Raw genomic sequence first — 908 nt, 5'->3', positions numbered from 1 at the left:
ACGTCCCACACCCCATCCATGGCGCCTCCGACGAACGTCCCCTTCCCTGCCACCGTGTGCACGAGCTGCCGCCGACGCAGCTCCCGCACCACGTTCCGGACGGTTGACCGCGCCACGTCGAACTCGGCCTCCATGGCCAGCTCGCTCATCACCGCCTCGCCGGCCAGCAGCTCACCTCTCAGAATCTGCCCCTCGATCATCTCGGCAATCTGCACATAGATCGGCACAGGGCCGTCTCGGTCGAGCATGCTCATACCTTAGACGTCTGGATACAAGCAGATGAGTGAATCTCAATCCTGGGGCCACGACTCTTCCGGAGACACGTAACTCCCACGCTGCGGCACGGTGTAGATCCACCCTTGCTCCCGCAACAACGCCATGGCCCGCCGCACCGTCTCCCGCGCCACGTCGTACTGCTGCACCAACGCTGTCTCACCCGGGATCGCACGCTTGGGCTGGAAGTGCCCCGCCCTGATCTGCTTGGCCATATCGGAAGCGATCTGCCGGTAGAGCGGCACTTTCCGCTGCTTACGCGGCGCTTCATCAGGCGCGCCGACGAACGTTCCCTCGCCCTGGACCGTGTAGATGAGCCCTTCCTCGCGCAACACGTGGATGGCCCGGCGGGCCGTCGTCCGGGCGACCCCGAACTCGTGCTGAATGTCGGCCTCGCTCGGCACGGGATGCCCAGACGCGAGCCCCTCGACCCGCTGTCGAAGAATCTCCGCGATCTGTACGTAGATGTGGGTGTCGCCGTCGTAGTCCAGCACACCGGCAACATAGACGAAGGTGTACGAGCCCTCCCATATCCTCCTGCCTGCCCAGACAGAGTCATCTTTCCGAATAGACGAGCGGATACAACCAGACGTATTCTCCGACCATGGCCGTACCCCGGCGAGTCGAGACCCTTG

General features: G+C 63.9%; 2 protein-coding genes. Both read right to left on the bottom strand.

Annotated features, from left to right (window positions below; genetic code table 11):
• Nucleotides 1-248, bottom strand: a 248-nt coding sequence (locus ACWCSD_RS49105) for a GntR family transcriptional regulator (protein ID WP_449926154.1), incomplete at its 3' end; no start/stop codon positions are given.
• Between the two features lie 42 nt (nt 249-290).
• Nucleotides 291-767, bottom strand: coding sequence for a GntR family transcriptional regulator (locus ACWCSD_RS49100; protein WP_387683431.1), 477 nt, complete (start codon nt 765-767; stop codon nt 291-293).
• Nucleotides 768-908: the final 141 nt, after the last annotated feature.

Source organism: Nonomuraea sp. NPDC001684 (assembly GCF_053596515.1).
Note: the sequence above shows the minus strand (reverse complement) of the source record. Positions and strands in the feature narration are given on the sequence as shown.